26 protein-coding genes, 2 pseudogenes and 1 riboswitch are annotated in these 23599 nt (G+C 40.2%); of the genes and pseudogenes, 22 read left to right on the forward strand and 6 right to left on the reverse strand.

From position 1 onward, the window contains the following. Positions 1–17 precede the first annotated feature (17 nt). The 3 genes and pseudogenes from J7E66_RS06685 (at position 18) to J7E66_RS06690 (ending at position 2237) form a co-directional block, all read left to right on the forward strand. Positions 18–1496 (forward strand): glycoside hydrolase family 32 protein, encoded by a 1479-nt coding sequence (locus tag J7E66_RS06685; RefSeq protein ID WP_214998584.1) that lies wholly within the window; start codon positions 18–20, stop codon positions 1494–1496. Between the two features lie 58 nt (positions 1497–1554). Then, a pseudogene (locus tag J7E66_RS31625) lies at positions 1555–1662 on the forward strand (carbohydrate kinase); the annotation flags it as partial. 149 nt (positions 1663–1811) lie between these two features. Further along, the gene (locus J7E66_RS06690; protein ID WP_214998640.1) at positions 1812–2237 is read left to right on the forward strand and encodes an OsmC family protein; all 426 of its coding nucleotides are present in this window, start codon (positions 1812–1814) and stop codon (positions 2235–2237) included. Positions 2238–2740: 503 nt separating this feature from the next. Here the strand turns inward: J7E66_RS06690 and J7E66_RS06695 are convergent. Beyond that, positions 2741–3274 (reverse strand): NUDIX hydrolase, encoded by a 534-nt coding sequence (locus J7E66_RS06695; RefSeq protein ID WP_214998585.1) that lies wholly within the window; start codon positions 3272–3274, stop codon positions 2741–2743. A gap of 146 nt (positions 3275–3420) precedes the next feature. On the opposite strand from J7E66_RS06695, the gene J7E66_RS06700 reads away from it, so the two are divergent. Then, positions 3421–4185 carry a hypothetical protein gene (locus J7E66_RS06700; protein WP_214998586.1) on the forward strand — a complete coding sequence of 255 codons (765 nt, stop codon included), beginning with the start codon at positions 3421–3423 and terminating at the stop codon, positions 4183–4185. Positions 4186–4203: 18 nt separating this feature from the next. After that, positions 4204–4659 carry a hypothetical protein gene (locus tag J7E66_RS06705; protein ID WP_214998587.1) on the forward strand — a complete coding sequence of 152 codons (456 nt, stop codon included), beginning with the start codon at positions 4204–4206 and terminating at the stop codon, positions 4657–4659. 259 nt (positions 4660–4918) lie between these two features. Here the strand turns inward: J7E66_RS06705 and J7E66_RS06710 are convergent, their stop codons facing one another. Further along, on the reverse strand, positions 4919–5389 hold the full coding sequence (locus J7E66_RS06710) for a DUF6376 family protein (protein ID WP_214998588.1): 471 nt from the start codon (positions 5387–5389) through the stop codon (positions 4919–4921). A gap of 351 nt (positions 5390–5740) precedes the next feature. Here J7E66_RS06710 and J7E66_RS06715 point away from each other — a divergent pair, with 351 nt between their 5' ends. Then, positions 5741–5905: an aspartyl-phosphate phosphatase Spo0E family protein gene (locus J7E66_RS06715; RefSeq protein WP_251028187.1), complete on the forward strand. Its 165-nt coding sequence runs from the start codon at positions 5741–5743 to the stop codon at positions 5903–5905. Positions 5906–6112: 207 nt separating this feature from the next. On the opposite strand, the gene J7E66_RS06720 is transcribed toward J7E66_RS06715, so the two are convergent. Continuing rightward, on the reverse strand, positions 6113–6499 hold the full coding sequence (locus tag J7E66_RS06720) for a hypothetical protein (protein WP_251032807.1): 387 nt from the start codon (positions 6497–6499) through the stop codon (positions 6113–6115). A 220-nt stretch (positions 6500–6719) separates the two neighbouring features. Between J7E66_RS06720 and J7E66_RS06725 the strand changes: the two genes are divergently transcribed. The 7 genes and pseudogenes from J7E66_RS06725 (at position 6720) to J7E66_RS06750 (ending at position 13422) form a co-directional block, all read left to right on the forward strand. Next, positions 6720–7361, forward strand: coding sequence for a response regulator (locus J7E66_RS06725; protein ID WP_214998643.1), 642 nt, complete (start codon positions 6720–6722; stop codon positions 7359–7361). A 442-nt stretch (positions 7362–7803) separates the two neighbouring features. Continuing rightward, a pseudogene (locus tag J7E66_RS31630) lies at positions 7804–7956 on the forward strand (histidine kinase); the annotation flags it as partial. A 141-nt stretch (positions 7957–8097) separates the two neighbouring features. Beyond that, on the forward strand, positions 8098–9036 hold the full coding sequence (locus J7E66_RS31635; RefSeq protein WP_251032808.1) for an ABC transporter ATP-binding protein: 939 nt from the start codon (positions 8098–8100) through the stop codon (positions 9034–9036). A gap of 13 nt (positions 9037–9049) precedes the next feature. Beyond that, positions 9050–10162, forward strand: a complete 1113-nt coding sequence (locus J7E66_RS06735; protein WP_214998590.1) for an ABC transporter permease — start codon at positions 9050–9052, stop codon at positions 10160–10162. Beyond that, positions 10162–11307: an ABC transporter permease gene (locus J7E66_RS06740; protein ID WP_214998591.1), complete on the forward strand. Its 1146-nt coding sequence runs from the start codon at positions 10162–10164 to the stop codon at positions 11305–11307. Before J7E66_RS06735 ends, J7E66_RS06740 begins: the two co-directional genes overlap by 1 nt. A 312-nt stretch (positions 11308–11619) precedes the next feature. Next, entirely contained in the window at positions 11620–12951 is a 1332-nt protein-coding gene (locus tag J7E66_RS06745) for a C40 family peptidase (RefSeq protein WP_214998592.1), read from the forward strand. Positions 12952–13176: 225 nt separating this feature from the next. Further along, positions 13177–13422 (forward strand): hypothetical protein, encoded by a 246-nt coding sequence (locus J7E66_RS06750; protein WP_214717909.1) that lies wholly within the window; start codon positions 13177–13179, stop codon positions 13420–13422. Positions 13423–13588: 166 nt separating this feature from the next. Here the strand turns inward: J7E66_RS06750 and J7E66_RS06755 are convergent, their stop codons facing one another. Then, complete coding sequence (locus J7E66_RS06755; protein ID WP_214998593.1) at positions 13589–13807, reverse strand: spore germination protein; 219 nt, start codon at positions 13805–13807, stop codon at positions 13589–13591. 388 nt (positions 13808–14195) lie between these two features. Between J7E66_RS06755 and J7E66_RS06760 the strand changes: the two genes are divergently transcribed. Together J7E66_RS06760 and sinI are read left to right on the forward strand one after the other, a co-directional pair. Continuing rightward, entirely contained in the window at positions 14196–14486 is a 291-nt protein-coding gene (locus J7E66_RS06760) for a hypothetical protein (RefSeq protein ID WP_214998594.1), read from the forward strand. A gap of 404 nt (positions 14487–14890) precedes the next feature. Beyond that, the gene (gene sinI, locus J7E66_RS06765) at positions 14891–15028 is read left to right on the forward strand and encodes a DNA-binding anti-repressor SinI (protein ID WP_214998595.1); all 138 of its coding nucleotides are present in this window, start codon (positions 14891–14893) and stop codon (positions 15026–15028) included. A gap of 90 nt (positions 15029–15118) precedes the next feature. Here the strand turns inward: sinI and J7E66_RS06770 are convergent, their stop codons facing one another. After that, the gene (locus J7E66_RS06770; protein ID WP_214998596.1) at positions 15119–16030 is read right to left on the reverse strand and encodes a DMT family transporter; all 912 of its coding nucleotides are present in this window, start codon (positions 16028–16030) and stop codon (positions 15119–15121) included. Between the two features lie 291 nt (positions 16031–16321). Continuing rightward, a riboswitch (PreQ1 riboswitch) is annotated at positions 16322–16368 on the forward strand. 127 nt (positions 16369–16495) lie between these two features. Between J7E66_RS06770 and queF the strand changes: the two genes are divergently transcribed. Further along, a complete protein-coding gene (gene queF, locus J7E66_RS06775) occupies positions 16496–16996 on the forward strand; it encodes a preQ(1) synthase (protein ID WP_214998597.1) in 501 nt (166 codons plus the stop codon). A gap of 233 nt (positions 16997–17229) precedes the next feature. Here the strand turns inward: queF and J7E66_RS06780 are convergent, their stop codons facing one another. Beyond that, on the reverse strand, positions 17230–17406 hold the full coding sequence (locus J7E66_RS06780; protein ID WP_180247483.1) for a hypothetical protein: 177 nt from the start codon (positions 17404–17406) through the stop codon (positions 17230–17232). Positions 17407–17694: 288 nt separating this feature from the next. Between J7E66_RS06780 and J7E66_RS06785 the strand changes: the two genes are divergently transcribed. The 6 genes from J7E66_RS06785 (at position 17695) to J7E66_RS06810 (ending at position 23539) form a co-directional block, all read left to right on the forward strand. After that, positions 17695–18165 carry a hypothetical protein gene (locus J7E66_RS06785; protein ID WP_214998598.1) on the forward strand — a complete coding sequence of 157 codons (471 nt, stop codon included), beginning with the start codon at positions 17695–17697 and terminating at the stop codon, positions 18163–18165. A 429-nt stretch (positions 18166–18594) separates the two neighbouring features. Next, entirely contained in the window at positions 18595–19332 is a 738-nt protein-coding gene (locus tag J7E66_RS06790; RefSeq protein ID WP_251032799.1) for a GntR family transcriptional regulator, read from the forward strand. 71 nt (positions 19333–19403) lie between these two features. Continuing rightward, positions 19404–20246, forward strand: coding sequence for a fructoselysine 6-kinase (locus J7E66_RS06795; protein ID WP_214998599.1), 843 nt, complete (start codon positions 19404–19406; stop codon positions 20244–20246). 92 nt (positions 20247–20338) lie between these two features. Continuing rightward, complete coding sequence (locus tag J7E66_RS06800; RefSeq protein ID WP_214998600.1) at positions 20339–21631, forward strand: ABC transporter substrate-binding protein; 1293 nt, start codon at positions 20339–20341, stop codon at positions 21629–21631. A gap of 112 nt (positions 21632–21743) precedes the next feature. Beyond that, the gene (locus tag J7E66_RS06805; RefSeq protein WP_098932649.1) at positions 21744–22631 is read left to right on the forward strand and encodes a carbohydrate ABC transporter permease; all 888 of its coding nucleotides are present in this window, start codon (positions 21744–21746) and stop codon (positions 22629–22631) included. A 5-nt stretch (positions 22632–22636) separates the two neighbouring features. Next, positions 22637–23539, forward strand: coding sequence for a carbohydrate ABC transporter permease (locus J7E66_RS06810; RefSeq protein WP_251032800.1), 903 nt, complete (start codon positions 22637–22639; stop codon positions 23537–23539). The last annotated feature ends 60 nt before the right edge of the window (positions 23540–23599 follow it).

The following is a 23599-nucleotide window of genomic DNA, read 5'->3' on the forward strand; positions in this document are numbered from 1 at the left end:
GGAAATAGGTGATATTTATGAATCGTATAAATACGAAACACTTAGAGGCTCTTGAAAGAGCAAACCAAGAAATTGACGCCAAGAAAGCTAGTATTGCGAAAAGTCGATATAGATTACACTATCACTTTATGGCACCGACTGGCTGGATTAATGACCCGAACGGATTAGTGCAATATAAGGGTGAATATCATCTATTCTATCAATTCTATCCCTACGCTTCTAGCTGGGGGCCAATGCACTGGGGACATGCAAAAAGTAAGGATCTCGTACATTGGGAGCACTTACCGGTTGCCTTGGCGCCATCAGAGTCCTACGACTCTGGTGACGTCACTGGGTATGGCTGTTTCTCTGGTAGTGCAGTCGTAGACGGAGATAAATTGGTGCTAATTTATACTGGGCATGTAGATGGCAACCTGCCACAACAGGTTCAAAATATTGCCACAAGTAACGATGGAATATCTTTTGAAAAATATAGACAAAACCCTGTTGTGGATAACTTCCCAGTCGATGGTACGCATGATTTTCGAGATCCAAAAGTTTGGCAGCATGATGGCAAATGGTACATGGTTGTAGGAACGAAGAAAGAGGGAAAAGGGAAAGCAGTACTCTACGTTTCGGATGATTTAAAGGATTGGACATATAAAGGAGTAGCTGCAGAAAGTGATGGCTCTCAAGGAGATATGTGGGAGTGTCCAGATCTTTTTCCAATCAACCAAACGCATGCCTTAATTGTTTCGCCAATGTATGGGACGCAAAACGAAAGACCTTTTTATGTGATTGGTAATATGGACTATGATCAAGGCATTTTTACTCAGGGTGTGAGCAGGACATTAGATTATGGGTTCGACTTCTACGCCCCTCAGACTTTGGTTGATGAAAAAGGGCGTCGTATCATGATTGGCTGGATGGAAAAATGGTTAACAAAAATGCCTTCTCAAGAGTTCGGCTGGGCTGGGGCGATGACGATTCCAAGAGAACTTGTCTTGGAAGGAAATATTCTAAAGCAAAAGCCAGTTTCAGAGCTTGCAGAATTAAGATTCGACTACAAGAAACTAGATGCGCTTGAAGTTACAGAAAAAGTGACAGTATATGAACAACAAGAATCCGTTTCAGAGATCAGTCTCGATATTAACCTCAACGAGACAGAGGCTTCCTTATTTGGGATTCAATTAAGATGTTCAGCGGATGGAAAAGAAAAAACAGAAATTCTCCTCGATTTGGAAAATAAAGAGATAGTCATGGACCGGGAGCACTCGGGCTGCGGTGAAAAGGGAATTAGCAAAGCACCACTGATAATGAAGCATGATGGCACCCTGAATCTCCGGATTTTTATGGATGCTACATCTATTGAGCTATTTGTTAATGAGGGGGAGCAGGTCATTACTAATCGAATCTTCCCGGAGGAGACTAGCAAGCAGTTTAACCTTTTTACAAAGGGCGGCAAGGTTTCTGTAAATAGTATTGAATCATGGAAGTTAGATTCTGTGTGGAATTAAATACTTCTTTTTGAAATAAAGATAGAGTTCTAATCAAATATATATGATTAGAGCTTTGTTTTTGAACAATCGTAAAGCAGATGCCTTTTTATATGAAAAGGAACTCGACCAAGAAAAACTTAAAGCCTCCAATATCCTCCATTTCGGTTCGGCCACTGCTTTGTTACGTTTGTTTGTACGAAAGTGGGTGCTATTTTGGCAATATCGACCCTTGAGGAAACAGTGAAGACCTGTTAAATGCTATTATTTAAACGATTATGTAAAATAAGGAAGTGATGAATGGGTAAGAATATTAAAAGTGAAAGGGGAATGAGTATGGAGTTAACAATTAATTGGAAAGAGAAGATGGCGTTTACTGGGGTTACTCCTTCCGGACATGAATTTACGATGGATGCAGCCCCAGAAGTCGGAGGAGAGAATTCAGGACCAAGACCGACGGAACTGCTACTACAGGCAGTGGCAGGTTGTACAGGGATAGATATTATTTCGATCCTGAATAAAATGCGCCTCGAGCCATCCGCTTTTCATATGGATGTTAAAGGCGAACGTGCCGAAGATCATCCTAAGCGCTTTACAACGATTAACATTCATTATGCGTTAGAAGGAGAATTGCCTGAAGATAAAGTGATTCGGGCGATTCAATTATCGAAAGACAAATACTGTTCCGTCTCCCATTCCTTGAACTCAGAAATATCCGTCAGTTACTCTATTAATGGGGTAAAAGGTGAAAAGACAATATAACATCGAAAGAAGTAACAACCAACTGGTGTTACTTCTTATTCATATGCTTTGTAAAAAAGTTTATTGAGGTTTGGGGTCAGGTAGAAAGGTTCTACGTGACCCAAACCAAGGAATAACAGAGAGTGGGGTCACGTAGAGAGGTTCTACGTGACCCAAACCAAGGAATAACAGAGAGTGGGGTAACGTAGAAAGGTTCTACGTGACCCAAACCAAGGAATAACAGAGAGTGGGGTAACGTAGAGAGGTTCTACGTGCCCAAAGCCAAGGAATATCAGAGAGTACAGTCACGTAGAGAGGTTCTACGTGACCCAAACCAAGGAATAACAGAGAGTGGGGTAACGTAGAAAGGTTTTACGTGCCCAAAGCCAAGGAATATTAGAGATTACAGTAACGTAGAAAGGTCCTACGTGCCCGAAACTAAGGAATATCAGAGATTACGGTCACGTAACACAAATGGCTCTTCGCCGACTAAATCGTTCTCTTACAACCATCCATAACCTACATCAATTATTCTCCGTCATTAACATATATCGTAATATCGCGGCGAGGCCCGCACCATGCTTGAACTCCCCATTTATAATTAAAGTCATTACTTCTTCCATAGTTAGCTTATGTAACTCAATTTGTTCACTGCTTTCCAATCGTTGCTCTGTAGCGATGAGGCCTGTTGCTGCAAATAAATAGATTTCCTCGCTTGTTGAACCGGGAGAAGGATAAAAGCTTCCTAAATCCAGCCAATATTCTGCTTTATTGCCTGTTTCCTCCTCAAGCTCTCTTTTGGCGGTTTCTAGTGGAGCATCACTTTCTTTGTCAATCATTCCGGCAGGAAGCTCCCATTGCCAACTCTTTATCGCATGTCGATATTGTTTTAAACAAATAATCTCTTTATCCGCAGTGATCGGCAGAATACATACGCCCTTTGCAAAATCTAAATAAGAAAAGTTCTTTTCCTCTCCATTCGGGACAATGACCTTTTCTATAATCACCCCGAAGCGATCTACCTGTTCTTTAATGGAACTACTAATCTTCCAAACCATACCCATTCACCTCTACATTTCATTATCTTTAAACTATTTTACATGGATTGTGGCTGATTGACTAATTATACCCGACGTGGATATTTATCCCATAATTTGCAAACGATAATCGAAGAAGTACAATTTTAAAGGAGAAGAACATACTATTGAATCAAATACCTCCGTTTCGAAGACAAAGGTCGTATTTATCCCAATTTGCGACAGGACAGCTGCATTTAAAAAACCCATGGATTTCAGCCTTTTTTTCCTTTTCCTATCCAGGATTTGGGCATATCATGCAGCATCGTTACGCGGCTGGGTATATTCTCATTCTCTGGGAGACATTTATTAATGATCGGGCAAAAGTAAACCTCGGAATTTTATATACCTTATTGGGTGAATTTGAAAAAGCAAAAGACGTATTGGATAATCGGTGGTTAATTCTCTATCTGGCTATTTATATGTTTGGAATTTGGGATAGTTATCGGACAACCGTTGATTTAAACAAGCAGTATATATTAGCTGACCGAGAGGACGCTCAGGTCTTGATCATGGAAATGGGAACATTTGATGTCAATTACTTGGATAAACGAAAACCGTCAATAGCTCTCATCTGGTCAGCCTTATTTCCTGGTTTAGGTCATCTTTATCTCCATCATGTTATTACAGGATTCTTTATATTTATTTATGCGGTAGCCATTTGTTATTTGGGACATATTCCCAAAGCGATTAACTACTCAATGGTAGGAGAGTTTACAAAGGCTATAAATGAACTAAATATGCAATGGACCCTTTATTTCCCTTCTATTTATTTTTTTATCATTTACGATTCTTATGTTTTAACGATTGAAAACAACAAACTGTTTGAAAAAGAAATGTCCAAATATTTACGGCAAAAATATCAAAGTAAAGATTTCCTTTACCCTTTGTAGAAAGTGAGTGTTTGTCCATTGTTTGTCATTGTCACTTTCGAGAATAGCATTTTTATTGAGTTAGCTATCACAGCCTTGGAACAAAACGGAATTTCAAATGATAAGATATTAGCGGCCCCTCTCGATAAAAGATCGGAACCGCGAAAATTATTTGATACGATTCATCGGGCGGACGGGTTGAGTCTTTTTGATGCTGCCGCCATGTTAGGAACCTGTTTCATGCTACTTGGGGCCATTTACGGCTATGTATTAAAATGGGGTCCGATTATATGGGGAATTATTGGAGCGGTGAGCGGTTTACTATTAGGATTTTTGATTAAATTGTTACTTGTAAAAAAAAGTAAAGGTGGAGCAAAAAACATTAGATCAGAAATAGTCCTCATGATTCGGTGTGAAGAACATCAATGGGAGTCTGTAGAAAAAATCATCTGGGAAAATAACGCACTTGGGATGACAAGAATAAAGGGGGCCTGACCCCCGCGCTGTTATATGTTTAAAGCGTTAAAGTATTTAAAAAAGACGCGAGGAAAAATCTCGTCTTTTTAATATAAGGAGATATAAGTTTTTGAACTTAGAAAACTGTCTAGCTCCAGCTCCCAGCGGCTAGTGGACTTCGCTCTTTTCCCTACGATAAGTCAACATCGAATCGCTGTCGCTCTTCGTGTTTCCTTTATCTCAGTCAAAGCGCTCCAGTCCATACGCCGCTAAACGGACGCTTCCGCTTTTCTAAGTGTCAGGCACCAAGTGTTTCGTTCACTTGCGCCCCGAGCTTTTGGATTTGCTCGATTATCGTTGTGATTTCTTGAATGGGTTGAAGTAGTTTGCTGTCTTCAAGGATTGATGGGTTAAGTTTGCCGTCTTTGAGATCCTTTAGGTAGAGGTCAATTTGTTGAGTTAAGAGGTTATTTTGTTCAATAATTTCCTGATGAAATCCCTTTACCGTTTCCGGGACATCAAGAGTATTAAAGGATTGTATCTCATTTTTCATCTGTTGGAGTTGTGCCGTGAGTTCATCTGCTGCTACTTGGTTGTCTATCGCCTGTTTGATAAGTGGAGGAGTTTCAGCGGCAAAATTGTCTAGGGTTGCTGCGTAGCTTGTGGCTTCCTTTACATAATCAAGCGTGTCAGCCGCCGTGTTTAAATAAGAACACCCACTCAGGAGCAGCAATAGACTGGCAGAAAAAACAGTCAACCACCTTTTCATCTAAAAACCTCCGTTTCACCATAAGTATTATAGAAGAAACAGTTTTTTACGCTCTTCTTATTTATGTATTCAGATACAAAAATAATATTCATTCTAGTGCTTGTAGAACAGGATGCTGTTTCTGAAATTGATCATCCTATTGACTTTATGTATCTTTGTGTCCAAAAAATGAACTTTTTTCCTTGGCAGAATGCAGTATTCGGCATATTCCGAGTGTCACTATAAAATTAAATGTCATAAACCTTATAAGGATAGTAAAAAGTGTCGATATTTGATGATGAAAACTATTTTATTGTATTCGCTTTCAATTGGTACACTTAGTACAAGTTCTAAAATAAGGAGTTTCTGATGATGACTAACGACGATCTATTTACCAAAATCGAACATCTTAGAAAAACAATGATTTCAGTGGGGCTATCCAAAGGTTTTACTTCAGTTGAGACGGTAAAACTAAGTGAAAAGCTTGATAAATTAATCAACTTACAAATGGGTTTACTAGAGAAAATATCTGCTTAATTACTTATTATATTTATCCAATATATTCATAATGATTAAGTTTGAAAGAAAAGGCACTAGATACCATGCAGAATATCATGGTAACTCTCTCATAGAGAAAAAGCGTAAAAGTCCTTTGAGGAGGCCTTCTACGCTTTATTTTTTGGCTCAAAAGGTACCGACCTAGTGTCAGTTCCACTTCATTGAAATCAGTCTCTTACTCAACTACTAATATGGATACCCTCTATATGGATAGCTGGTTGGATATGTTACAGGTGCCGGATAGGGTGCTGGGTATGGGGCAGGTACTGGGTATGGATACCCTCCGCCAGATGACAATGCCCCGCCCGTTAGGCCGCCTAACATTCCCCCTACAAATGGAGCGCCATAACCACCATAGCCAGGGTAGCCTCCGTGATACCCACCGTGGTACCCTCCATGATAGCCTCCGTGATAGCCCCCATGGTATCCATCATGATGCCCAAAGTCGTGATAGCCCCCATGGTGTCCATCATGATGCCCAAAGTCGTGATAGCCCCCATGGTGTCCATCGTGATGCCCAAAGTCGTGCCCCCCATGATGTCCCCCCTGGTGACCGCCAAAATGTCCTCCCATCATTACAAATACATCTCCTTTTTTTGTCAATAACAAATCGTCCTTTTGGTACCCTTGAAAATGGTTACCTTTTGTACTGTATGCATGATAAACGTCCAATGAATGGGCGGATGAACACATTTATGAAATCCGCGATTTGATTTGATATGCATCCTCATCCAGGTTTCTTGCTATAATGGCAGGTATAGAGAGTAAAAATAAGGAAGTGGCTCCTAAACTTATGAAAATTAAAGTCATAATTGCGGATGATAACTCATTTATTCGAGAAGGTCTGAAAATCATTCTATCTACCTACCGGGAATTTGAAGTGCTGGACACCGTCAGTGATGGGAAAGAGGCGGTCGATTACTGTCAAAAGCATAAAGTCGACATCGCCCTGCTCGATGTTCGCATGCCTATTATGAACGGGGTGGAAGCCACGAAGCTGATTACTGAAACAACGAACACCAAGCCAATCATATTAACGACATTTGATGATGATGAATACATCCTCGATGCCATCAAAAATGGGGCCAGGGGCTATCTATTAAAAAACAATGACCCCGAACAAATCCGTGATGCGATGAAGAGTGTTTTCAATGGAAACAGCATTCTTCAGGATGTTATTCTTGAAAAAATAAAGTCCAATTTGTCGGTGTCTAATAAAGAACAAGAAACAAAAATCGATCTCACAGGATTTACCGAGCGAGAACGTGAAATCATGTCCTTGATTGCGAAGGGGTATTCCAATAAAGCAATCTCCAAGGAATTATTTATCTCTGAGGGGACGGTAGCCAATTACATCACGTCTATTTTAGGCAAGACCGAACTTGAGCACCGAACTCAAATCGCGATTTACTATTTGACGGGGAAAGTAGACTAAGATGGAGTTTTGGATTATTTTTACAAAGCTGATCATGTTAGTGTATATTGCTTACCTTGCAGTACAAACGAATATCATTCATATCTCCTGGGTTGTCCTCGCCTTTCTCGTGTATTTTTGTGCCAATATTACGCTTTATATTTTTAAAAATAACACCATCAAAAGGATTCTGCATATGGTATCCATCGCTATTACGACAGGAGCCTATCTCATCGTGGATCCCTTGTTTAGCCTGCTCCTGCCTTTATCGATTGTGGAATTGGCCGCTGGTTATTTTGATAAAAAAATAACGCTAATGGTTCTTTCCTTGCTTCCTATCTTGTATATTAATGAATCGTTGCAGCCCCTGTACGGTTTAGTGGCGTGTCTTTCTTTTATGATTTTTTCGGTCACGACCATCTATGGCGATAGACTGGTAACAAATGAAGCGCAAATCGATTCGATGCGAAAAAAACTCCAGAAGTTAACGAAAAATATCAATGAAAATACCGAATACATACGGCAGTCCGAATACACCTTTAAATTAGAGGAACGCAACCGAATTTCACAGGAGATTCATGATAAAATTGGCCACTCGATGACCGGTGCGCTTTTTCAAATGGAAGCGTCTGGGTTTATGAGAATCTCACACTCACAATATGAATATTCTCATGTGAAAAGAATGAACGATTGCACTTATGCGCGTTCATTCTTTTTCTATATACTGGAAATAGACAAACGATTTAGGGGTGAGAGGATGAACGTTTTAGAAATTAACAACTTAACGAAAAAATTCGCTGACTTTATCGCAGTTGATAATATGAGTTTATCTGTTGCAGAGGGAGAAATATTTGGTTTTCTGGGTGCCAATGGAGCCGGGAAAAGTACGACGATTAACATGATTGCCGGCCTGCTGCGCAGCAATGATGGAACGATTAGTATTCTCGGAAAAAATAGTGCTAAATACAGCCGATTTGCGAAAATGAATATTGGCATGGTGCCGCAGGATTTGGCGATCTATGAGGATATGACGGCTTATGAAAATGTAAAATTCTTTGCTGGACTTTACGGTCTACGTGGGGCCGAATTAAATGAAAGAGTCGAGGAGGCCCTTGATTTCGTCGGTCTTCAGGATAAACATAAAAGCTATCCGAAAAGTTTTTCCGGCGGCATGAAGCGCCGCTTAAATATTGCTTGTGCGATTGCCCATCGTCCAAAGTTGATCATCATGGATGAACCCACGGTAGGGATTGATCCGCAGTCCCGTAACTATATCCTTACATCAGTAAAAAGGCTGAATGAAATGGGCTGCACGATTATTTACACGAGCCACTATATGGAGGAAGTCGAAGAGATCTGTTCCCGGATTGCAATCATTGATCATGGAAAAATCATTGCCGAAGGAACGCAGGAACAGCTGAAGTCGATCATTACCAATACAAAGGATGTCTGGATTGAGGTTAAATCCACTGAAAAGGTGAACCTGGAATCGATTAAAGATATAAACGGGGTCGAAGCTGTTTCAGTCGATGAAAACTTGATTAAAATTAACTCAGATACGGGCGTCAATAACTTAAATAAGATCATTGAGCATTTTATGAGCAGCCAGATCGAAATCCGCTCCCTACAAGAAAAAGCACCGAACCTGGAAACGGTATTTTTAACATTAACGGGTAGAAATCTACGTGACCAATAAGGGGGGACTCACTTTGAACATACTCAATATCGCGTGGAAGGGTATTAAAACAGACTTCCGGGACACCCGAACCTTGTTTTTTATGTTAGCTTTCCCAATTGTGTTAATGCTTGTCCTTGGAACGGCACTTTCGAACACGTTTACGGCCAGTCTGCGCGTCGATGATATCGATGTCTTATATAAAGATACAACGAAGGGTGAGTACTTTCCTCACTTCATCACTGAGGCCGAAAAATCGGGGCTTCATTTTAAAAAAGCAACTGAACATAGCGATGGCGAAAAAGAAGTGAAGCAAGGTAACTATGATGGTTATATAGAAGTAACCGATAAAGGGATTCAGCTCTATGTCAATAATGGGACCAGTATCGAAGGAAATATTCTGCAGGGGATGCTCGCCTCCTTTGTCGATCAATACAATATTGCTTCTGAAGTCATGAAGGTGGCTCCGGACAAGCTAGAAAGTGCCTTCACGCGTGAAAAGCCGGCAGATTTCATTAAGGAAACTTCGCTGCTTCCCGATAAACAGCCGGGATCAATGGATTATTATGCAATTGTCATCACAACGATGATCGTTCTTTACGGCGCGATGTCGTCAAGCTCGTTAATCATAAGCGAAAGAGTTCGCAAGACAGCGGACCGCCTGATTGCTTCCCCCGTACGAAAAAGTGAAATTTTCATCGGGAAAGTGCTCGGGAGTCTCGTTAGTAATAGCATCTGTATCCTGCTCGTCATCCTGTTTAGCAAGCTCATTTTCAAAGCCAATTGGGGCGAACATCTTGGATTGGTATTCCTTGTTCTGCTGACAGAAGTCGTGTTTGCGGTCAGCATGGGGATTGGCGTCAGCTTCCTGTCAAAAACAAGTGCAGGTCCGAGAGTGATCATCATGCTGTTTGTGCAGTTATCGTCCTTTTTTGGCGGAGCTTATTTTAAAATCGACAACCCGGCGGGCATTTTCAAGCTGATTACCGAGCTTTCGCCGCTAACCTGGATGAATACAGCGCTGACAAAGATTATTTATGCGAATGACTTTGCCGCAGCCATTCCGGCACTAACAATCAATCTTGGCGGGGCGCTCTTATTTTTACTCGTGGCGATCATTTCTTTGCAAAGACGGGAGGGGCTATAATGAAGGATATCCTCTGGTTAATTCAGAACACGTTACGTGTGACGTTTCGAAAAAAGAAAAACATTATTATGTATCTATGTATGCCGTTAATCGGGATTTTTATCTCGCTGCTCGTCTATGGCGGCGATCAAAAAACAATCCTCCATGTTGGAATTGTTAATCAGGACACTAGCAAGATTACTACGGATACAATTCAATTTTTAAAAAGATTAGAGAATGTGGAAATCTCCAAGATTAACGCGGCCGATGTTCAAGATCAAATCTCGTCTGGCGATCTAGATAGTGTTATTACCTTTGAAAAAGGATATTCTGACAGTGTCCTGGCTGGGGAGCCTGATCATATCCAACTAACCTCGATCAAGGGTGCAGCAATTACCGCATACGTGAAATCTTATTTACATCAGTATATCGATAATATTGCGACGATCAGTTATGTTGCGGGAGGTAATCAACAGACTTTTGAGCAGATGTATCAGGATTACCAGCAAACAGATTATAAACTGAACACAAATGCTTTAGAGGATTCTTCAAAAAACAAGTTTATGACCAACCAAACGATTGGCTTCCTGATTATGATCATGCTGATGTCGGCCGGCAATATGTCCGAGATCATCCTTTTGGAAAAAGAAAACCGCACCTATTTTCGGTTATTATCAACACCGATTAATGCCAGGAAGTATATCTTCTCCAATGTCATGGTCAACATGATTGTGATGACGATACAGGTGCTGATCACGTTAACGATTATGAAAAGTATCTTTGGTATTGGCATCAATATGTCCTTTTGGTCAGCGGCGTTCGTCATGCTGCTATTTTCATTGATTTCCGTAGGGATTTCATTAGTGATTGTTTCTTTTTCAAACAGCCGCAGTGCCGCGGGCGCCTTACAAAATTTAATTATCACCCCGACCGTGATGCTTTCCGGCTGCTTCTGGCCGGTGGAAGTGATGCCGAAATCGTTACAGAAAATTGCTAATTTCCTGCCGCAGCGCTGGACATTGGATACGTTAACGAAGCTTCAGGAAGGCGATTCGTTTAGCGGGTTGTATTTAAATTTCATGATCCTATTCGCCTTTGCCGCTGCGTTTTTCTTGATTGCGGTGTATCGATTCAGCCGAAATAATTCGACACAGACTTTTGTGTAAATAAGGATATGCGATATACCTGCCTCAAAAATCCAGAACAAACCTCGAAGAATGTATTCTTCGAGGTTTTTTTTGACATTTCCTTGCCACTCTTCTCTTATTCTCTCATTTTCCTTTATATATTGAAAAATGACGAAAGTTAACATACTCTCACGAAAACTAGGTTTTACATTCGACGCTTTCTATGAAGTTTCTACATAACATTACAAATTTATTACATTCTGTCCAGTTCCATTGTTATTATTCTCTAACAAACTTAAACTATAGTTATACGAATTGGAATAATTTTCTCTAAGAAAAGGTGATTATAGTTTGAAACGGAAAACATTAATATATACGCTATCGGTTGCTCTTTTAACTACGATCGTGCAAGCAACCCCTACTTTTGCAAGTCAACCTGTTACCCAAGGACAAATCAATGAGACAAAAGGTCAAATCAACGAGACCGAAGGACAAATTGAAGAGCTAGAAACAAAGATACAACAACTAGACAACCGCATCATTATAGGAATGGAAAAAAGCAAACAACTAAACGATGATATTAAAGCACAACAAGGTCAAATGGAAGACACAAAGGCTGAAATTGAAAGAGCCAGAAAAGACTTAGAAACGAATAAAGACTATTATTCTTCCAGACTAAGAAGCATGCAGGCACAAGGGAAACAGTCCATTATCACTTACGCAGAATTTATCATTTCGTCTAAAGATTTTTCACAGTTATTAACTCGATCTACTGCCGTTATGCAAATTCTTGAAAGTAATTCAGATATAATGCAGGCTCTAGCTAAAAAAGAAGAAACCTTAAATGCTGCAGAGCAAAAGCTTGAAAATGAATTAACCCAATTAAAAAAGAGTCAGGCTGAATTAGCTTCGGAACAGAAGCAGGTTGAAGCTGATAAAGTAGAACTGAACCAGGTATTGTCAAATTCAAAAAGCGCCTTAAAGCAAAAGCAAACGGAGCTAGCTAAACAACAAACACAAAAAAATGCACAAGATAAAGCACGCCAAGAAGCACAAGAAAAGGCACAGCAACAAGCACAAGAAAAGGCGCAGCAACAAGCACAAGAAGAGGTACGGCAACAAGCACAAGAAGAGGCACAGCAACAAGCACAAGAAGAGGTACGGAAACAAGCACAAGAAGAGGCACAGCAACAAGCACAAGAAGAGGTACGGCAACAAGCATCAGAAGAAGTACAGCAAGAAGCACCAAAAAGGCCAAGACAACAGGCACCACAGTCTTCGGTAAAGAGCCCATCAGCTTCCAGTTCGCCGACAATTCAAGCAACTAACTCTGACAAGGCAAATACGTTAATAGCAGCAGCTAAACAATATTTGGGTGTTCCATACGTTTGGGGCGGGTCATCTCCAAGCGGGTTTGACTGCTCAGGGTTCACTCAATATGTGTACCGATATGTTGGTATTAGTCTTCCAAGGGTATCCCGTGACCAACAAGATGTAGGAACCAGAATTTCTCCGGATGATGTACAGAAAGGTGATTTGGTATTTAGGGGTAACCCTGCCTACCATGTCGGCATATATATTGGAGGCGGGAAATATATACATGCCCCGCAAACGGGTGATGTTGTGAAAATTTCTACATATAATCCGGCTAAGTTTACAACTGCAGCAAGAGTATTGCATTAGAGTATAAATGAATAGAAAAAACAGGCTTGGAGGAAAACTCCAAGCCTGTTTGGTATAGATCAACCTTTTTCAGTTATATAATTTTACGTCTAAGCGCCGAACTCGGTGAGAAATAGAAGGAATGTGACACCGACTGTGAACTATAAGAAATGGAATGGTTTTAGAATTTTTTTTGCCGATAATCACATATACTAGAAAAAGGAGATATAACTTTTTTCGAAGAAGGTGATAAACATAACCACAATTCAAGAAATTGCTAATGTCCTTGCCGGTCTTGAGCATAAATTAGCCCCTAACTGGCTAGAAAATGACATGATCAAAAAGACTTTAGCGATTAGTTATGATTATTGGTTAGAAGATACGGGGATCCCGATGACATTGAAAGACTTTGTGCAACAATATCTCGAACACGCCGAATATCTCGGTGGGATTTTCTCACCAGATTCTGAAATAAATGATCTAAGTTGTTAATCAGCTGGCAAAATAGAAACGGATCACGAAAAAGCAAAAGTAAGTGCTTAACTGCTCTATTTAAAGAAAGACGATTCGGGCTTCCGAGTCGTCTTTTTGCTTTGATTAGAATTTCTGCGGGTCATGATACTTTAGAACCCCCCAGCCTATCCCCGTATAAACCTGGTTAGTTATCCTGAACGATGGGTTGGTCAAGTAGATCAGCATTGACCGAAGTGGTTGTACTTTGACCTGTAATAGTCGTGATATGAACCCCTGAATTCGAAGCACCTGAGCCAAGTGAACTCTTGGAGGCGCTTTTTGGAGAAATAAACAACGAATTACCAAATTGAACAATCCCGCCACTGACTGTATCAATCTTCACTGGAACTGGAAATTCTGACATAGATGAACATCCTTTGCGTTTTAATAACTTACTATATGCCAACTTAAATGGAATGGTTCGAAAGCAATGACTGCAGATAGGATTGCTGGAAGAATCGGTTTAGATCGCTGGGTGGTTCCATTTGCTGGAAAAATGAGCAAAAAAGGTCCAGATCACGAAAAAGCAAAAGTCACAGCTTAACTTAACATCAAAAAGCAGAAGTTAACCTTAGGGTTCCACTTCTGCTTTTCTATTTTAAGTTTAAACTCATTTTATGCCATCCGATATGTGGATCTCATTGATTTCCATTTAAGTTGCCACCCTTTATTTTTTTGCCACTAAAATTTATTTTTAGATTTTGTTCCAAATCACCTTTTGTTCCATATGCTTTAAGATAAGGGGTGATGTAATGACTGAACAATTTGATCTCGAGACGCTAAAGCACATAAGGAACAAACTTGATTATATTTACTATATCGCGAAAAGCAATTACAATGATAACCCTGAATTAATGGACACGATTGAAAATTTAGCTCAAGTGTCTAACATGTTTACGAATATAAAAATTCAAGAGTTAAGCAAACAAGTCAAAACACCAAGCCCTCAAGGATACATTTTATCAAAACTATCAAACTCTTACTCAAGAATGAAAGAGTATGAAAAACAAAAAGAAACGGATTTCCCAACTTGGAAGCTGTGAAAATTGGGAAAATCGTTGATAGGCAGAAGGTTCAATTGACCTGCTGAAAGTGTGGATCGCAGGAAATACGACTAGAGGTACGGCTACCGACGATCCCGAAAGGAAGCTCAGGTAAATAAGTTCTTCTAAGGGGCGGCTTCAAGAGGCATATACATGTCTTTTGTAAGCAGCCCTTTTTCGTATGTTCAAGATTTGGTTATCATAATTTCTAAGAAGGATAGTGTAGTAATTTGTAATAATTTAGATGAATTCAGCAGATAATAGTTGGGAAAATTTTATAAATGCGACAGAATCCAACACACTGTTATAAAAGTACTAGATATAATAGCTTATATTGAGCAGTAGAGACTATTTTAATAGATAAATGGATAATTGAGAACGGAGAGCATTTTAGGAGGAAGAATATGAATGTTTTAGAAAGTGAAGTTGCGGTTATCGATAATGAATGGTTTGTACTAATTTTGGAAGCAAAAGAACTTGGATTATCAGTAGAATCAATTAAGAGTTTTCTTAAAAAGAATGAGGTAAAAGGTATGAAATGAACATTTCAATGTGATTGATCACCAGCTATATGTATTCAAAAAAGGGACTAATCTTAGCCCCTTTTTTCTGTACTATTGTTCTCTTAATGGCTAATTAAAAGTCCCTTCTTTTACCGCTTGTGGCAGTGGTTTTTGCTGCTGGCTTAAAAAGAAGAAGACACCGAGCAGGACGAGCAGGCCGCCGACAATTTGCCAGCTGACGAGATGTTCATTTAATAAGAGGACCGCTAGAATGGTGGCACCGACGGGTTCGCCTAAAATACTCATCGAGATCGTTGTCGCATTGACGTAGTTTAAGAGCCAGTTATTAATCACATGACTGACCGTTGGAACGGTGGCGAGTAACAAGAAGATGCCCCATTCCTTGGCAGGATATCCAGTTAAGGAAACTCCTGTTGAGAGGTTATAGATGGTAAGAATAATCGAAGCAGAGAAAAATACGCAAAAGCTATAAAGCCAATGTGATACCTTTTTGACGATCGTCTGACCGATTAATAAGTAGCCAACTACTGAGATGACACTGAAAAACGACAGCAGGTCCCCCATGATTGCATCCTTACTTAAACCGAAATCCCCCCAGCCAATCATCATCGCTCCGATAATGGCAATACCCATGGTCATCAATGCGGACAAGGTGGTTCGTTCCTTAAATAGGAGAAAGCCTCCAAGCAAGGAGACTATCGGCTGCAAGGCAAGGATGATGGTCGAGCTTGCGACAGTTGTTAATTTCAAGGACCCGAACCAAAGGACAAAGTGCAAGGCTAGAAAGAAACCTGAAAAAAATAAAAAGAACCAATCTTTTTTCATGATATTATTAAATTCACTGCGTTTTTTCCAGACGATGGGAACCATTAAGATACTAGCAAACCACATCCGGTACATACTCAAAATCGAGGCAGGTGCGTCTGACCATTTGACAAATATAGCCGAAAATGAGATGGCAATGATTGAAATGGTTAGCGGCAGCCCAATCGATCGTGATCCTACTTCTTGTTGTTTCATCATATCCCCCTATGCCTTGTAACAGGACTTTTTCATAAAATAAGAATTTCGAAACCCGAAAGTCGGGCAAATATTTTTTATTATACCACATGGTGTCAGGCACCAGCGCTGCAAAAATTCACCTTGGCGAGAGGACTAATTAAAAAACGGGAAGACGAGGTCAAGGGACAGCTTTTGTTCAGTCACTATGATGGGTTCCTTTTTAAAAAAGAGGTGTTGAAATTGCCTTGATCTGCCATTGACGAATGTTGTGGTGTTCTATATGATATGAAGAAGAGAATGCCCGTACTTGCGGGAGAGGTTCATAGCTGATACCCTCTATAAAAAACTATGGATACATGACGATCAGCCATGTCCATACTGGACGTGGCTTTTTTGTGGGATCCTTTTAGTTTGAAAAATAGAGCTGCTGCGGGAAACTCTACTCTAGTGAAGTGTCGGGATAGATTACAAGGGGGTTTTTGTATGTCTGGCAGAAGCCATGAAGAAGGTTTAAAGGATTTAACTTTATTAGGTAATCAAGGGACTACCTATTCATTTGAATATGCTCCAGAGGTATTGGAGGCGGTCGATAATCTTCATCCGGATCGTGATTATTTTGTAAAATTTAATTGCCCGGAGTTTACTAGTTTATGTCCGTTGACGGGCCAGCCGGATTTTGCGACGATGTATATTTCGTATGTACCGGATCAAAAGATTGTTGAGAGTAAGTCATTGAAGTTATATCTTTTCAGTTTCAGGAATCATGGAGATTTCCATGAGGATTGTGTGAATATCATCATGAATGATTTAATTAAGCTGCTTGACCCAAGATACATTGAAGTTTGGGGAAAGTTTACTCCACGCGGCGGGATTTCGATTGATCCATGGTGTAACTATGGAAAGCCGGGAACAAAGTACGAAGAGATGGCAAATTTCCGTTTGATGAACCATGATCTTTATCCGGAGAAAGTGGATAATCGTTAGAAAAATGAGGCCGGAATTCCGGCCTTATTTGTATTGTGGTTGCGATCTGATGTAGAGGAGACTTATGGAGTTTTAATACATCTTGGACAGAAACATGTTCTTATCCGCTAGTATAATTAAGTTATCCGCTAGTAAAAAGGCATATCCGCCAGTAAACGTAACTTATCCGCCAGTAAGCGGTTTTTAAATTTGTTAAAAAGCCACGGAACCTTTCCGTGGCTTTTTGAGCTGGGTTACCATACGTAATCGTTATGGTCATCATCTTGATAGTCATAGTCTTCATCATCTGTTCGTCTGTTTTCAAGCCATTCATCGTCGATTATTCCGCTGAACATGATTTCATTTTGAACCTCTTCACTATTCCATTCGTTATCGATCATATTTCCACGAAGATTCGGGTCGTTTGTCATCTTTTTTTCACCTCCTTTACTATCATTGCCAATTTTCTCGTGACTATAATATTAAAGGTGGGAGAAAAGAAAGCTTGGTGTTATTAGTGGGAATTGGTGGTTTTAATATATCTAGTCTAATGAATAAAATTTATAATTCTGGTGCCTGACACCCTGCTGAGCGTTTTCACCAGAAGTTATTAAAGGGAAGGAGCAGGGGAGATTTTACACATCCAAATCAATTCAAAATACTATTTGGACATGGTGAGACATATTTTTATATAAAGCTTGGAATATAAGGGGATAATCATGGCTAAAAAATATGGACCTTCCAAAGGTATGATTATTGGGATCGTTTTGATTGTTAGTAGCTTAGCAATTTTTCTGGCAATGAAGTTTGCTTTCTTTTCTCCTAGCAATCAGGCAAAGGAAATGGTCGACGAGTTTTATAGGTATGAAGCTGACGGTGATTTCGCGAATTCATGGAATCTATTTCATTCTGCTATGAAGGAAAAGTTTACTAAAGGAAACTACATCCAGGATCGTGCCCATGTGTTTATGAACCATTTTGGGGTGGAAACCTTCACCCATACAATCGGCAAGCCGGAAGAAGTGAAAAAGTGGAAGATGTCTAAAACTGGACCTTTGCTGAAAGATGTATACAAGGTTCCTGTCACCCAAACCTATAAAGGGAAATATGGAAATTTTGATTTAAAGCAAGAGGTCTTTGTAGTAAAAGAAAAAGGTGAGTGGAGGATTATGTGGGATTATAATCAGTAATTTAGATCAAAGAGAGGTGATTCATGCTCTCTTTTTCAATGCTCAAGGGACATGCCTTAGGTATATTCGGTGAAATAGCCGGACAATCCTCGACAATATACTTGCGCAGTTGGAGAGGGAAACCTAGCCTTGACAAGGCTTAAGGTGAAACTAATCAAACGTTTAATTAGTATTCTCATAGCTGATTTTGTAGAAATTTCTTCGGTTGACAAGGTTAAAGATATGGATTATCCTAAAATTAATTAAGTATTCTGACACATTATATTTAAAGCGCTTACAAATTACCTATTTTCAAACTTCCAAAAAGATTATCTTAACTCTAGTCTTAATGGTATATACCACCGCGAAACAAAAATTTACAAAAGAAGTAGAAATACTATATCCTTTATGTATGATATTTAATATCTGCATAAATGGGAGAAATTAGAGATGAGTAGAATGATAAGAGATGAAGAGGCAACTCCATTTTACAAACAATTAAGGAATAAAATTCTTGAGGAGATTGAGAGTGGGAAACTTAAGCACGGTGATAAACTTCCTTCGGAAAGGGAATTGGCCGAGCAGTTTCAAATTAGCCGTATGACCGCAAGACACACCCTGTCGATCCTGGAAAGGGAAGGTGTGGTAGAACGGCGTGTAGGAGCGGGTACCTTTATCAATCAAAGTAAAATTGAGATGGATTTTGTTACCTTTAACAGTTTTACCAAAAACATGTTGAGTAAAGGATTGATTCCGAGTACACAAATCCTGTCCATTCGTAAAATGGAAGCCCACGCTCATTTAGCGCAAAAATTAAAGCTGTCCTCGGGGGAAGTGATGACTGCTATTAAACGGCTTCGGCTTGTTAATGAGACACCGATCTCGATTGAGGAATCGTTCCTGCCAGAGAAGCTTTGCCCAGGGCTTGATGCAATTATTACGGAAAATGATTCGTTGTATGAAATTTTAGAAAGAGAGTACGGAATTGTCCTTGTCATGGCAAAAGAGTACATGCAGGTGACCGTGTCGGACGAAAGTGAGAGCAAGCTGTTAAAAATACGTTCTGAGAGTCCGTGCATCTTACAAGAATCCGTTGCTTTTGATAAAAATGAAAAGGAAATTGAATTCTCTAGTTCATTAACAAGAAGTGACATTGTCAAATTTTATTCGGAATTAAAGCTGAAATGAGGAAAATCATTTCAGCTTAAAAAATAAACCAAATGGTATATACCATTTGGTGGTAATTGGAGGTTTTTTTCATGAAGGTAATCGGCATTGGCGATAATGTGGTTGATAAATATGTTTATAAGAAAACGATGTATCCAGGTGGCAATGCTTTGAATTTCAGTGTCTACGCTAAGCAGTTAGGGGTTGAATCGGCCTATCTTGGAGTGTTCGGCAACGATCGGGCTGCAGAGCATATTATTACTACCTTAAAAAGCTTGGAAATAGATATTTCTCATTGCCGCCAGCATGAGGGAGAGAATGGATTTGCCGCGGTTGATTTAGTGGATGGTGACCGAGTGTTTATTGGCGGGAATGGGGGCGGTGTTCAAAGCGAGCATCCCGTTATCCTAAGCGCAGAAGACTTGGCCTATATTAAAAGCTTCGATATTGCCCATAGCAGCATCTACAGTGAAATGGATTCAGAGTTACAAAAGTTAAAAGATTCCGGAATCCTGGTATCCTATGATTTTTCAAGTGATTATACCGATGCGTTGCTCGAGAGAAATTGCCAGCATATTGATATCAGTTTACTAAGTTGCGGGCAATTGGCCGACGAGGAAGTTAAGAATCTATTAAAACGTGTCCATTCGTTTGGGAGTCAATTAGTTTTGGGCACGATGGGTTCACGCGGCTCGATGATCTATGACGGCCAATCGTTTTACCGACAAGAACCGCATTTTGTGCAGCCGGTTGATACGCTTGGTGCAGGAGATTCCTTTTTTACCGCCTTTATCTTACATTATCTTTCTAAAAAGAAGGCAAATCCTGATGTGCAGGAAGCAGTCCTCCTGAAAAATAGTTTGGAAGAAGGGGCGAAATTTGCGGCACAAACATGTCTGGTTGATGGGGCATTTGGTTTTGGGATTCCCTTTTAATCTCCTAAAAGGGATTGAAATAAGGATAAAAGGTTAGGGGGTGAAAGGATTTTAACTGGTTGATCTTATAAAAAAATTAGGGGGTTAATGAAATGAGAAGGAAAATAAACGTTTTATTAGCAGGACTGTTGGTGTTCGCGCTCGTCCTGACGGGATGTTCTAGTTCTTCTTCCTCCAATGAGGATTCAGGGAAAGTCGTATTAAAATTTTTGCATAAGTGGCCGCAGCCAGAATACGCTCCTTATTTTGAAGAAGTAGTCAAAGCATTTGAAAAAGAAAATCCAGATATCAAAATTAAAATGGAAGCGATTGCAGATGAACCGATTAAAGACAAACTACGTGTTATTTTAGGCGGTAACGAAGTTCCAGACATTATGTTTTCATGGTCAGGTGAATTTGCCAGAAAATTCGTTCGTGCTGATGCAGCCTTAGATTTGACTCCATATTTAAATGAAGATACCGCTTGGAAGGACAGTTTTATTCCGGCATCCCTTCAACCTTTCACATCCAACGAAAAAAATTATGGCATTCCTCTTCGCTTCAATGGAAAATTCTTTGTTTACAACAAGAAGATTTTTGATAAATATCAACTGCAGGCACCGACTACATGGGATGAATTTTTACAAGTGTTGGAAACCCTGAAAAAGGGCGGAGAAACACCGATCATTCTCGGAAACCAAAGCCCATGGGCAGCGATCCATTACTTAACAGGTCTAAACCAAAAGATGGTCGCACAGGATGTGAGAATGAAAGACTATAATCCTAAATCAGGAGAGTTCACCGATCCTGGCTATGTGAAGGCGATGCAAATGTTAGTAGATTTGAATAAAAAGGGTTATTTTATGAAGAATGTTAATTCTAGTTCCCATGATATGGGACAACAATTATTTGCAGCTGGTAAGGGAGCGATCTTCTATGTGGAATTAGAAGAGTTCCAAACGGTCGAGAATAATATGAAAGGAAACTGGGGCTTCTTCCCAATGCCGTCCATTGCAGAGGGTAAGGGCAGTCAAAGTTTCATTACTGGTGCACCGGATGGATTTATCGTTTCTTCAAAAACCAAGCATCCGAAAGAAGCGATTAAATTCTTGAAGTTCTTAACAAGTAAAGAAAATGCCTTGAAGCTTGTGAAGCAAATTGGCTGGCCAAGTCCGATTGATGGGGCCACTAACCCGGATACGGCTCTGAAGGAAGTAGCTGAAGGTGTGGATTACATGAAGAAGGCGGAAGGTATGGCCGAATGGCTCGACACAGACGTCCATGCCAAGGTAGCAGATGTGTATTTATCCAATATCCAGCTGTTGCTTGACGGGTCAAAAACCCCAGAACAAATTATCAAAGAAGTTCAGGAAGTAGCTAAGCAAGTTCAAAGTGAAGTGGAATAAGAAAAGCGAAAGCGCCACAGCTAGACAGTTTTCAAAGTTAAGACACGATACATTTAATTATTGAGAAAGGGTAGGCAGGGAAATGCTTACCCCCTCCTAGGAGGAGTTGGGGATGACAAAAACATTTCGAAGCAGTCGAACCGCTATACTATTTATTATGCCAGCGCTCCTTTTCATCCTGTTTTTTGTATTTTTACCGATCGTATTAAATCTCTATAACAGTTTGTTTCGGTGGAATTCCTTTGAGGCTGGAAGAGTATTTGTTGGCTTAGAGTATTATGGCAGACTTTTCAAGGATCCAATCTTTTTTACTGCATTGAAAAATAATTCCCTATACGCGGTTATTTCGTTAGTTTTTCAGGTAGGTTTGGGCTTAATTATTGCCGCGGTTTTAGAAGATAAATTGATTAGAAGATTTCAGCCCTTTTTCCGGACCGTCTTTTTTATCCCTTCCGTTATTTCGATTGCTGTTGTTGGGTTGTTATGGCAGCTGCTTTATAATCCAGAAGTTGGTTTAGTGAACGGGGTGTTAAAAGCGATCGGTCAATCAGAATGGGCCTTATCTTGGCTGGGTGACAGTAAGACGGCGATTTATGCGGTTGTAGCTGTTTCACAATGGCAGTATACCGGTTATATGACGATGCTGTTCTTGCTTGCCATGCAAAAAATTCCTTTTGAATATTATGAAGCGTCGATGATTGATGGCGCTTCTAAGATAAAGACGTTCATTTATATCACCTTGCCACAAATGAAGGAAATGATTCTTGTCGGTACGGTGATTACGGTTATCGGTGCCTTCAAGGTTTTTGATGAGGTGTATGTGATGACCAATGGGGGACCTGGCCGTTCAACCGAGGTTTTAGGCACGATGCTTTATCGGGCTGCATTCCGAAATGATGAAATGGGCTATGCATCCACGATTGGGACAATTATCTTTGTCATAACCCTAACCCTCTCCTTAATTCAACTGAAAATAGGCAAATCAGGACAGGAGGCGTAAGGGCGATGGAAAATAATCCGCCAGTAGTAAAAACAAATGAAATGAAAGAAATCGGGACAGGAAGTACAAAGCTTACCGTCAGGAAGGTCAAGGATCGAATTTTCCAATATGCTGTTCTTGTGTGGTTTGGGATCTTTTCATTGGTGATCATCTATCCAATTATCTGGCTTGGCCTGAGTGGATTAAAATCAAATGCAGATTTCTTCTTGCATACCTGGTCGTTGCCAGAGGAATGGCTGTGGGGAAATTATCAGGCAGCATGGGATGCGGGGATTGGTCAATTTTTCCTAAACAGTGTATTCATAACAGTCACTTCCGTCGTATCGGTGTTACTGCTTGGGTCGATGGCCGCCTTTGGGTTAAGCCGTTTTCAGTTTAAGGGGCAGAACATTTTTCTGCTGCTCATCCTAAGTGGTTTGATGCTGGCACCGCAGGTCAGCTTAATTCCACTGTACAAATTGCTGCAGGCGGTTGGACTATACAACACCTACTGGGCGTTAATCCTTCCGTATGTTGCGTTTCAATTACCGTTTGCGATTTTCTTAATGCGGTCCTATTTTCTATCCATCTCTAAAGAGCTTGAGGAGTCAGCCATTATTGATGGGTGTAATATTTGGCAGGTGTATTGGCATATTATTGTTCCGATGGGTAAACCGATCATTGCCTCGTGTGCCTTACTAACAGGGATGAACGTCTGGAATGAATTTATGTTCGCGTTAGTATTTGTGGAAGATTCAGCACTGAGGACCATTCCAGTTGGGCTGATGAATTTGCGAAGCCAGTTGAATACAAACTTTGGGATTCAATTGGCAGGATTGGCCATTTCAGCGCTGCCAATGATTATTGCTTATATCGTTTTCCAAAAGCAATTTGTTCGCGGACTGTCTGCTGGCAGTGTGAAAGGGTAATCTTCCTTTCCAGTCAGTCCTGTGTTGAATGGATGGATTTTTTGAAAAGTGATGGAACAG

The sequence above is a fragment of the Bacillus sp. ISL-7 genome (assembly GCF_018613065.1).

Excerpts from the sequence above, each read along its gene's own strand:
- J7E66_RS06740 (WP_214998591.1), top strand. The coding sequence starts at position 10,162 with ATGAAGGATATCCTCTGGTTAATTCAGAACACGTTACGTGTGACGTTT.
- J7E66_RS06780 (WP_180247483.1), bottom strand. The coding sequence starts at position 17,406 with ATGACAAACGACCCGAATCTTCGTGGAAATATGATCGATAACGAATGG.
- J7E66_RS06720 (WP_251032807.1), bottom strand. The coding sequence starts at position 6,499 with ATGGGAGGACATTTTGGCGGTCACCAGGGGGGACATCATGGGGGGCAC.
- J7E66_RS06785 (WP_214998598.1), top strand. The coding sequence starts at position 17,695 with ATGGCTAAAAAATATGGACCTTCCAAAGGTATGATTATTGGGATCGTT.
- J7E66_RS06685 (WP_214998584.1), top strand. The coding sequence starts at position 18 with ATGAATCGTATAAATACGAAACACTTAGAGGCTCTTGAAAGAGCAAAC.
- J7E66_RS06690 (WP_214998640.1), top strand. The coding sequence starts at position 1,812 with ATGGAGTTAACAATTAATTGGAAAGAGAAGATGGCGTTTACTGGGGTT.
- queF (WP_214998597.1), top strand. The coding sequence starts at position 16,496 with ATGTCTGGCAGAAGCCATGAAGAAGGTTTAAAGGATTTAACTTTATTA.
- J7E66_RS06800 (WP_214998600.1), top strand. The coding sequence starts at position 20,339 with ATGAGAAGGAAAATAAACGTTTTATTAGCAGGACTGTTGGTGTTCGCG.
- J7E66_RS06710 (WP_214998588.1), bottom strand. The coding sequence starts at position 5,389 with ATGAAAAGGTGGTTGACTGTTTTTTCTGCCAGTCTATTGCTGCTCCTG.
- J7E66_RS06770 (WP_214998596.1), bottom strand. The coding sequence starts at position 16,030 with ATGAAACAACAAGAAGTAGGATCACGATCGATTGGGCTGCCGCTAACC.
- J7E66_RS06810 (WP_251032800.1), top strand. The coding sequence starts at position 22,637 with ATGGAAAATAATCCGCCAGTAGTAAAAACAAATGAAATGAAAGAAATC.
- J7E66_RS06715 (WP_251028187.1), top strand. The coding sequence starts at position 5,741 with ATGACTAACGACGATCTATTTACCAAAATCGAACATCTTAGAAAAACA.
- J7E66_RS06760 (WP_214998594.1), top strand. The coding sequence starts at position 14,196 with ATGACTGAACAATTTGATCTCGAGACGCTAAAGCACATAAGGAACAAA.
- J7E66_RS06790 (WP_251032799.1), top strand. The coding sequence starts at position 18,595 with ATGAGTAGAATGATAAGAGATGAAGAGGCAACTCCATTTTACAAACAA.
- J7E66_RS06795 (WP_214998599.1), top strand. The coding sequence starts at position 19,404 with ATGAAGGTAATCGGCATTGGCGATAATGTGGTTGATAAATATGTTTAT.
- J7E66_RS06805 (WP_098932649.1), top strand. The coding sequence starts at position 21,744 with ATGACAAAAACATTTCGAAGCAGTCGAACCGCTATACTATTTATTATG.
- J7E66_RS06695 (WP_214998585.1), bottom strand. The coding sequence starts at position 3,274 with ATGGTTTGGAAGATTAGTAGTTCCATTAAAGAACAGGTAGATCGCTTC.
- J7E66_RS31635 (WP_251032808.1), top strand. The coding sequence starts at position 8,098 with ATGAACGTTTTAGAAATTAACAACTTAACGAAAAAATTCGCTGACTTT.
- sinI (WP_214998595.1), top strand. The coding sequence starts at position 14,891 with ATGAATGTTTTAGAAAGTGAAGTTGCGGTTATCGATAATGAATGGTTT.
- J7E66_RS06755 (WP_214998593.1), bottom strand. The coding sequence starts at position 13,807 with ATGTCAGAATTTCCAGTTCCAGTGAAGATTGATACAGTCAGTGGCGGG.
- J7E66_RS06725 (WP_214998643.1), top strand. The coding sequence starts at position 6,720 with ATGAAAATTAAAGTCATAATTGCGGATGATAACTCATTTATTCGAGAA.